The 9829-nt window shown below is 43.3% G+C and carries 9 protein-coding genes; 5 read left to right on the forward strand and 4 right to left on the reverse strand.

From position 1 onward, the window contains the following. Window positions 1–72: 72 nt before the first annotated feature. The 4 genes from FD17_RS12510 to FD17_RS12525 form a co-directional block, all read right to left on the reverse strand. Complete coding sequence (locus FD17_RS12510; protein ID WP_235803226.1) at window positions 73–3393, reverse strand: S8 family serine peptidase; 3321 nt, start codon at window positions 3391–3393, stop codon at window positions 73–75. 24 nt (window positions 3394–3417) lie between these two features. Continuing rightward, window positions 3418–4884, reverse strand: coding sequence for an amidase (locus FD17_RS12515; protein ID WP_057826515.1), 1467 nt, complete (start codon window positions 4882–4884; stop codon window positions 3418–3420). Between the two features lie 32 nt (window positions 4885–4916). Further along, window positions 4917–5837, reverse strand: a complete 921-nt coding sequence (locus tag FD17_RS12520; protein ID WP_057826516.1) for an RluA family pseudouridine synthase — start codon at window positions 5835–5837, stop codon at window positions 4917–4919. An 83-nt stretch (window positions 5838–5920) separates the two neighbouring features. Then, on the reverse strand, window positions 5921–6385 hold the full coding sequence (locus tag FD17_RS12525) for a universal stress protein (RefSeq protein WP_057826517.1): 465 nt from the start codon (window positions 6383–6385) through the stop codon (window positions 5921–5923). Window positions 6386–6557: 172 nt separating this feature from the next. Between FD17_RS12525 and FD17_RS12530 the strand changes: the two genes are divergently transcribed. From FD17_RS12530 to FD17_RS12550, 5 genes are all read left to right on the forward strand, one after another. After that, window positions 6558–7568 carry a lipoate--protein ligase gene (locus FD17_RS12530; RefSeq protein ID WP_057826518.1) on the forward strand — a complete coding sequence of 337 codons (1011 nt, stop codon included), beginning with the start codon at window positions 6558–6560 and terminating at the stop codon, window positions 7566–7568. A 98-nt stretch (window positions 7569–7666) separates the two neighbouring features. Further along, a complete protein-coding gene (locus tag FD17_RS12535; RefSeq protein ID WP_057826519.1) occupies window positions 7667–8104 on the forward strand; it encodes a hypothetical protein in 438 nt (145 codons plus the stop codon). After that, window positions 8105–8599, forward strand: coding sequence for a hypothetical protein (locus FD17_RS12540; protein WP_235803227.1), 495 nt, complete (start codon window positions 8105–8107; stop codon window positions 8597–8599). 314 nt (window positions 8600–8913) lie between these two features. Next, complete coding sequence (locus tag FD17_RS12545) at window positions 8914–9276, forward strand: type II toxin-antitoxin system RelE/ParE family toxin (protein WP_057826521.1); 363 nt, start codon at window positions 8914–8916, stop codon at window positions 9274–9276. Between the two features lie 4 nt (window positions 9277–9280). Continuing rightward, on the forward strand, window positions 9281–9541 hold the full coding sequence (locus FD17_RS12550; RefSeq protein ID WP_057826522.1) for a helix-turn-helix domain-containing protein: 261 nt from the start codon (window positions 9281–9283) through the stop codon (window positions 9539–9541). The last annotated feature ends 288 nt before the right edge of the window (window positions 9542–9829 follow it).

Consider the following 9829-nt stretch of genomic DNA (forward strand, 5'->3'; position numbering starts at 1 on the left):
ATCTATTACCAACAACAGATATTGTAGAACCTAGATTTCGAGCTTCTTTTTTGTTGTCTTGTAAATTCGTAATTATTCGCGGTTTACCTGAATCGTCTTGGTAACGGTATTCCCGACTTGATCAGTGGCTGAAACAGTGAAGATATTTACTCCTTTGGACAATGGATAAGTCTGGCTGAACTCGTGAATTGGATAAGGGTTTGGGTTAGAACCTGGATCACTCAGACTCATAAAGCCGGCATCGTTTGCCTGATGGTAAATGTTATTGCCGTTAATACTAAGCCGAACACCGCTGACATTGTCATTGACACTGCCGCTGATATCAATAGAGTCATTATTGGTTGAGATTGAATAATGATCGCCAGATGCCTGATTGCCAGTCAGACTGGAAGCCAAGTTCAACTCCGGTAAGGTGTTATCTGTGATGACCTCAAGAGTACCAGTCTGAGTGGTGGCTTTCTTCTTGCTCGGTGTGGTCAAGAAGTAACCAATTCCTCTTTGAGTCGTTGGCGCAACTTGAATAGTGTACTTGAAGTTGCCGTGTTTATCGATTTTAACCTGGTTGACTTTATCGTTCTTATTAACGGTTTTGACAATCGTTAATTTGGACTTTGGATTTGTGACTTTACCTTTGATGGTTAACGTATGAGTCGTTGCGTTATAAACCTTGCTGTTGGAGTTGATTAAAGTGATGTTGTTATCATTCAAGTCAGTGAACTTAATGCCCTTTGAAGGTTCAAATCGTGTTGTAACTGTGTTCATCGTGTGATTATCCAGCTCAGGAAGTTGGGTTGTTTGACGGAACCATTTGATTTGTTTATTGCTGCTCGAAAGTTTGTAGATCTTTGCTTTTTTGCTCAGCTTAACGGTCTTGGCTGCTTTATTGCCAGCAACGTCCCAGAGAGTGAGCTTGATTTTGCCAGCCTTCTTAGCCAATTTCTGTTGAGCTTTGGTTAGATTGTACTTAATCGTTCCGGTATTTGTCTTCCCATTATTGTCAAGACTGACACCAACGGCCTTTTTACCAAATCTGGTTGCCAAGGCTGAGTACTTGGTGAACCCAGCGCCAACATCGCTATATGAAACGGTTAATCGGCCATTCTTGTAATTGGTCTTATCAATCTTTGGGGCAACGTTATCGACTTTGACAGGCAGATCCATGGTTTGAACTTTCTTACTGCCATCATTGTAGTTGGTTGACATAATCTGGTATTGATACTGGCCATCAGGTACAGCTTTCATTTTACCGGTTGTTTGATCATAAGCCTTGCCATCCCAAGTAAATGCGTATGGGTGAAGCCGCATTGAAACCGCCATGGTCATATCATCAACCAATGCGCCGGAAAGCTCTGAGAACGATTTATCGATGTTGGTTTCCGAATCCACCGTCCGGATGACTTTTCCTTGAGAATTTAAGATTCGAATCTGAACGCCTGCAAGACTCTGCTTTGTATAAGCTAATGGATAGACGGCATCTTGGCTGCCATCTCCATTAGGTGAGAAGGCAACTTTATCGTTTTGAATCTTGGATGTTAGGTTTCCCCAAGCAATTTGCGAGTCAGTGTAGTTCCCTTTGATATTGACCAGTCCCGACAATGAAGTTCGATCACTGATTCCAAGCATTGTGTTTTTCCGATCCAACAGGTAGCCGGCGTTAAAGGCACTATCCTTTTGGTTGGCTGGGCTATCAATTACCTGCTCTTCAGTTGGATCACCATAATATCCCATATAAGGAACTGAAATATTTTGATTGGAATCAGAATTTATCAAACTGACGTAGCCTTCGGCAATCCGATTTCTGGTTGCCTGATCGCCCATATTCAGGGTGAAGTCGACTTTAACCGTCTTTCCCGGATCAACCGTCAATTGTGATTGGTCTGATGTTAGCGAAGCCCCATCGATTCGGGTATCGTAGACAGTTCCGGTTCCATACTTTTGATCAATCTTACGAGTCTCGGTCCACGGACCGTTGGACGGATTGACTGTGTATGATTGAGGAGAATCGCTATGGTTGGTGACATTCAATGAAAATTGACTGGTTTTTCCGATTTCATGTAGGGAAACTGAAGCTAATCCGGTTGCAACATCCGTAGCAGATGATTTTAGATTTCCAGCATTAGTCACATTAACCTGTCCGGCACCTTGAACCCGAGGTGAAACCAAGTGTCCTTTAAATAAGACATCCTGCATCGGTTGAGCCGCATTCATCAGAGCAACTTTAACGGCATTTACCAAAGCGGCACCTTTAAGATTTGGCTGTTCCTTCATGACCTTTTGCATCACAATTGCAGCCGATCCGGAGATAAATGGGGCAGCCATTGATGTCCCGGAGTCGATTGAATAACCATTATTGGGGGCAGTTGTAGCAACGTTGTTCCCGGGTGCAGAAATATCAGGTTTCATGAAGTACTCAGGCGTTGGCCCCCATGCCGACATGGTTTCCATTTCTGATTTATCCCCAAGCAACGCGTTTTCCGAACCAACCGCCATCCCACTGGCAGCCACTGCAGGGTTGGAAACAGTTCCCGAATTGACTGGTTCATACGAGGTAATCCGGGAATCCGACGAATCATTGATTTTGCTGTTGATTGAACCGGAGTGTGCGTAATTACCCGAGGCAATCGAGACAAACACACCGTGGTCAGTTGCATACTTAACGGCTGCCTGCTCTTGATTGGTTAATGATTGGGCAGGAACTCCCTGACCAAGCGACATATTGATGACGTTGGCGCCCAAAGCGACCGCATCATAGATTGCCCGGGAGACGTCGTTTGGAAATTCATCGGCAAATCCACCGAAAACTTTCATGTTCAGAAGCTGGGCTTGTGGAGCCATCCCAAGAACGTACTTCTTATCTTTGTTATTTTTGGATCCATTCGCTGCGGCATAGCCCGCAGTAGACAGTCCATGAAAACTAGAAAAGTCGTTGGCCATAACGTCATTGTTGTAGTTGTTTAGATAATTGTAGGCAAACGGAATTTTTGGACTGATGTATTTTCCATAACCACGCTTGGCAATGAAACTTTCCGCATCAGCTTTGGAAATTTTGGCCGTGCTGTTATCAGATAATCTAAAGTCACGGTGGGTAACAATTCCAGTATCAATAATTGCAATAACCATACCTTGGCCAGAATAACCTTGTGACCAAAGTCCCTTTACGTTACCTTTAACCAATGACTGTTCATCAGCTGGATATTTGCTGGGCTTAACTTGTCGGTTGGTATCCTTATATGCCTTTTTCGTTTTTGTGACAGTGGTTTGACTCGCTGCCTGCACATTTGGCACTGGAGTTGATGCGACAATTCCAATACTAGTTGCGACAGCCAAAGCTGAAACCGCTAAAATCTTCCAAAGCTTTTTTCGGGTTGGACTTTTCCCTCTTAAAATAATCATGATAATCCCCCTAACATAATGGTACTATTTTAAAAATTTAAACATTTTTTGATCTTCAAACAATTTACCGATTTGTAGCAACAAATCTTCCCGGCCTTTTCTGGCGATGAATTGTGTTCCCAGCGGCAGGCCATTCTTGCCAACGTATGTTGGCAGACTGATTGCCGGCTGACCGCTGATGTTGGCCAATTGAGTAAATGGCGAAAGCGTGAGTGCCGGCAGCCATTGATCCCATATAATTTGGAGCTGTTCATTAGGATCATACTGCTCGATATGCTTCATCTTTTCCATGTTTTCATCGGACACTAATTGCTGATCAATCCGTGGTGCTTGGTGTGCCGTTGTTGGTGTTAAATACAGATCGAATTCCTGTTGGAACTCGTCCATGTCGCTGCCCACATTGTCCCAGAAGGTCAATGCCTGACTGTATTGAACTGCGGAAACAGAGCGGCCGGTAAATCCCAGTGCCCATGTCAGTGGTTCCACATGTTCCTTGATGACTGTATCGGCAAGGTGCATATTGGCAAACATCGTCGCCGTTTCGCCAGCGTTCATCGCATAGTAGGTCTGCATGAGGCCAATGCCATCGATTGGGGCGTCGGCTGGGACGACATCAAAGCCGGCATCTTTCAAAAATTTAACCGCGTTTTCAACGGCTTCAACGGCCTCATCAGAAACCGGTGTTCCAACCGGTGATGTAGTTGAGTAAGCAATGTGGATGTCTTTAGGCAGGTCGTTTAACGTGTCGGCAAAGGGTTTGTCGGGCAGCGGCACCTGGAATGGCGCGGCCATTTGCACGGTCGTTAGCGCATCCAACAAATTGGCGGTGTCGGTGATTGATCGGGTGAGGGCAAAGTTGATTGAAGCTCCCTGCCAGCCGCGCCATTCACCGGGACCAGCCGGAACTCTTCCTCGAGTCGGCTTTAAACCAATTGTGCCAGAGAATGAGGAAGGGATCCGAATTGATCCGCCAGCATCGTTTCCAGCAGCAATTGGCAGCCAATCATCGCCAACTGCGGCAGCTGAACCGCCTGATGAACCGCCGGGTTGAAAATCGGTATCCCATGGATTATGCGCATCGCCATACAACTTTGAGTCGGTAATGTTCTTAAACCCAAATTCAGGGGCGTTGGTTTCGCCAACGGGGATGAGACCGGCATTTAATAACCCTTTAACGAAATTATTGGTGGCGGACGCCACATAGTCCTTTAACAATTCCGAACTCCCAGTATCAAGCTGGCCCTTCAGTGATTGGCCCAATCCTTTCAGTAGGATCGGGACGCCGGCAAATTTCTGGCCCTTGTCAGTAAATTCTTTGGCCATTTTTAACGCTCGTTCTGGCCATTGACTGGTAACGGCATTTAATTTGTCGTTGTTTTCATTAATTGTATCGATCAGCTCGTTAACCAAATCGACTCGATCAACTTGGTTTTCACGGATCATTTTTGATAATTCGGTTGCGGAATGGGTGGATAGTAACTTTTCTGACATTGCGAACTCCTTAGTGCATGCTGACATGCAAATCATTCATGACGACTTTCCAATTGTTTCTGGAAATCAATAAAGTGGGAAGGAATTGGTGCAGTAACAGTTTTCAGGATTTTTGAGAAAGGCAGAATGAGGCCGACTTTCCACGAGTGGAGCATTAAGTAATCGCTCTCATTACTTGAATTATACAACGGGTCACCGACTAAAGGGTGGCCAATGGCTGCAAAATGAACCCTGATTTGGTGAGTGCGACCGGTTTCTAACTCGATTGAAAGCAGCGAATTGCCACCTTCTTCTTTGATCACCTGAAAATGGGTCACAGCATTTACGGCGTTGGTGCCGTTAATCAGCCGTTTTCGTTTATCGTTGGGATCTCTGCCAATTGGTTGGTCAATCATTCCATCTTCGGGAAGACCCGTTCCTTCAACCCAGGCGAGGTACTTCCGGGTGATTTGCTTGTGGGCAATATTGGCGACCAGGATTGGAACCACCGCGGGATTTTTTGCGAAGATAAGCGCACCGCTGGTTTCCTGATCCAACCTATGAATCATATAAGGAACTGTATTTTCAGTTTCTAAATAAGCGGCCAAATGGTTAATGGTCGCACCGACTTCTCCCGGCTGGTTGGGATGGGTCTTGTCACCACGCCGTTTGTTGATCACAACCAAATTGGCATCCTCGTACAGAATTTCCACGGTTGCGGCTGAATCCGGCGAAACATTCGGGAACGGGGCGGCAAAATCACTTGGTAAAAAGGTCAGCTGGACATGTTCACCTGATTTAACCGCAAAGTTGACCGGCCGGTAGGAACCATCGATCAACACCCGCTCCCCATGACGAATACTGTAAACCAGGTGTTTTGGCAATCCCCAATATTTACTTAACAATGTTTTTAAAGACTGTCCGTCAATTGTTATTGGAACGGTTTCGTTGAATACCCATGATTTTTGAGCCATTGTGAATTCCTCATTCTATAAAATAAAAAAGAACCGCGGCAAAGCATCTCATTGCCACGATTCAATCTGAAAATATGATTTAATTATTTTTTAGCTGGTTTCTTTTGTGGGCGAACAATTAACACGTCGCACTTTGCGGTTCTGGTTACATAGCTGGTAACCGAGCCGATAATTAATCGTTCTACGGCACTCAACCCAGTCGCACCAATGACAATGACATCACTGCCATGATCTTTTGGAAATTCGCGGGCAATGATTGGCTTTGGATTTCCAAACCGGATGTGAATATCAACATCCTTAACACCGGCATCCAGCGCTTCTTGTTTAAGACTTTCCAACTTCTTTTCAGTGTTTTCAGTCAGCTTGAAGACAACATCGCCGCTTACAGCACTCCCATATGTTTGGTTGAATTGATTGACTTCCAAGATATTCAATATATCCAAATGGGCGTCATTTGCTTTGGCAACGTCGATTGCCCGTTCCAATACTTTATCAGTTACACCTGAACCGTCGACAGGCACTAAGACGTTTTCATATTTTTGATCCATTTCAATCACCCCGTAATCTGTTTGTCCTTACCTAAACTATACCATTAGCTGGCGCAGATGTAATCAAATAAAATTTTCACAAAAGTTGCTTGTGATTGTAATCGCTTTCGTATGGTGCTAATATCAAATTGTTCAAGTATATTAACTATAATGGGAAAAGGGGCTTCTGTTTATGTATTATTATGTCATGAAATCAGACGATATCAGACGCAATTTAGCTACCGAACAGTATTTGATGAATGAAATTAAATTCGATGAACCATTGCTGCTATTTTATATTGAGGGACCATGTATTATCGTTGGCCGTAATCAAAATACTCTTGAAGAAATCAATAAGAAATATGTTGATGAACATGGAATCGTTGTAACTCGTCGACTTTCCGGCGGTGGCGCTGTTTATCAAGACCTAGGCAACTTGTGCTTCAGCTTCGTTGTCGACAGTGACAGTGAAGAATTTGGTGACTTCAAGTCATTCGTTCAACCAATTGTCGACGCCCTTCACGATATGGGTGCCAAGACCGCAGAAGTCAGTGGCCGTAACGATATTTTGGTTGATGGCAAGAAGTTCTCTGGAAACGCAATGTACTCAAGGGGCGGCAAGACATTCTCACATGGTACATTAATGCTCGATGTTGATTTGTCAGTCATTCCAAAGGCATTGGATGTTCCAGAAGACAAGATCAAGTCAAAGGGAATCAAGTCCGTTAGTTCTCGTGTAACCAACCTGAAACCATATCTGGCACCAGAGTATCAAAACTTAACCACACCAGAATTCCGTGACCGTCTGTTGAAGGAATTATTCCACGTTGACGATCTTGAACAAATCAAGGACAAGGAATATCACTTGACCGACGATGATCAAAAGGGAATCGATAAGATCTTTAATGATTATTACAACAACTGGGATTGGGTATACGGTAATTCACCAGAATTTACTGTTAAGAAGCGTCAACACTTCACCAACGGGACCATTGATGCCCGTCTCCAAGTCGATGACGGCAAGGTATCCAACGTTAAGTTCTTTGGTGACTACTTTGGCCCCAAAGATTCTCAAGAAGTTGCCGACAAATTAAAGGGTGTTCGTTTCGAACGAAAAGACTTCGAAGATGCATTGAAAGATGTCGATTTGAATCAATACTTCACCGGAATTTCTCGTGACGATTTCTTTGATATGCTTTTCTAAAACGGTTAAATACGTTAAACTAAAACTGTGAATAAAAAGATAAATTCCATTATCGAATTTATCTTTTTTTGTTGGAATTCTGGAGGGTAAAACGTTAAATGAAAAAAGAAGAAAAGCAGACCATTTTCTGGGCTATTATCTCATTGCTGGTATTTTTGGCAGCAACCTGGTTAATGACATTCGGGTTTATGTCACTTAAGACGCCGGCTACCGCTGCCGAAGCGGCCCAAGTAACCTGGATCGCAATTGCATTTTATGCAGCAACGTTAATCTTGGCTGCACTTCGTGTCAAGATTAGCTATTATCTGCTGGCCGTGGTGATTGCCGTTTATTCGGTTGGGTTTGTCGGGATGATTTCCACAATGTTTCTGAACAGTAATGCAGACATTATCGTCAAATTGTTCGTATCCGCAGTGGCTGCATTTGGTATCCTCGTGAACGTTTATTGGTACATTTTAGCCTTTAGATTAAGAGCGGCCTTGCAGCACGATACATTTCAGCGTCGAATTAACAGACAAAAAGGATTAAAAAGATAGGTGAATAATTTGGAAAAAGATGCAGCAAGCTTTGTTGACGATGTCGTCAACGATAAGATAGAAGGCAAATCATTCAGTAAGAAGTTAGGTGAAATCATGGCCGACCCTGCTAAAGTGATGCAGCCGGTCTACGATTATGTTGAAGAACAACTGAATCTGGGCAAGTTGGCATACGGCGAAGTGAAAGCTTCCGATGAGGATGTTGTGTTGCGTTTGGAAACCAACTTGATTAATCTGCCGTTTGCAGACGCAAAAATCATCAGTAAGATGATGCAGGATCAGGGAACTCTACCAGTCAACGTATACTTGGTGATTGAATCGCCATGGGTCAATAAGTCCAGCTTGCGAATTGATGAAATTGCTTCTGCCGATGACTTTGTCGGCAACGTTGCAAACTATGCTGACAAAATGAACACCTGGTATGCAGACCATTTGGCAATGGTTAAAGAAAATCTGGAAAAGCAGCCGGATGAAAAGAAGCAGGAAGACAAGTAAGGCCGTGAAAGAAGCCTTGATGTTTTCATAAATTTATGGCATAATGTCTTTATGCGATGAGTCGAGAAATCACACAGCATTTATGCTGTCGCGCAAGCGATTAATGTGAATTCGAGCGGGACACAATTTAAGGCACAGATTTGCTGGTGTTTGACTTTAGCGGATTGTGGAATCCAAGAAGTTCATCTACTTTTAGTAGGTGCCGTAATAAAGAAGGTCAACTGAATTTATTCAGTTGACCTTCTTTTTTTATATTGGAATATTGCAAACGTGCTATAATATAGCAAGAAAGTTAATTACCAAGGAGAATCACAATGTACGAGATCGATTTCTATGAGGATAAGAACGGTGACTGTGAATTGCAGGATTTCCTTGAAACACTGAACCGTAGCCACCGTAAAGAAGATATGGTTCTTCTGAGAAAAATTACTTTCCAACTTGAATTATTGGCACAGTTAGGGCCAAACCTACGTGAACCACATGCAAAATTTCTGAAAGGTTATCAATACCCCTTGATGGAATTACGCCCGATGCCGGAACGGATCTTCTATGCGCGTTGGCACGACAATCGATTCGTCTTGCTATCACATTATACTAAACGGCAAAACAAAACAGATAAGAGTGAAGTATTGAAGGCCATTCGACTGTATGAAGACTGGATTGAAAGAGGAGGTTGATATTATGACAACTTGGAATGGCTTTAAGAAAGAAATCACTGCTATTTCACCACAGGATATGGTAACGATCGAAACGCTATCACACCTCATAGCCGTCCGTGTTCAAAGAGGAATTACGCAGAAAGAATTTGCTGCTCACATCAGCATGTCCCAGCCACAACTCGCTAAGCTTGAACGGTTAGATTCAATGCCTTCATTACGCACTTTGCAGCGGTACGCAAATGGTTTGAATTTAAAAATTGAACTGACGGTCGTTCCGGCCTAACTCAATGGCTATTGATCGTTTTGTGAATAATCACTATTTTATGAACGCCACTTTGAAATGCGCCGTTGATTCCTCGTGACAATAAATAACTGACTAACCTAAAAAATACCAAGAACAGGTAACCTGTCTTGGTATTTTCCATTTCAACTGTTAATTAGCGTTTAAATGAACTGCTTGATGATATCTTTGGGCCATACCTTTTGGATCCTTAAAAAATACGGAATTTCAGTTAAATAATCATAATGAATCAGGTCGTTATGAAGTGCAACAGAAAAGTTAGACAAAGAA

It is taken from the genome of Lentilactobacillus sunkii DSM 19904, assembly GCF_001435575.1.
Lineage (GTDB): Bacteria > Bacillota > Bacilli > Lactobacillales > Lactobacillaceae > Lentilactobacillus > Lentilactobacillus sunkii.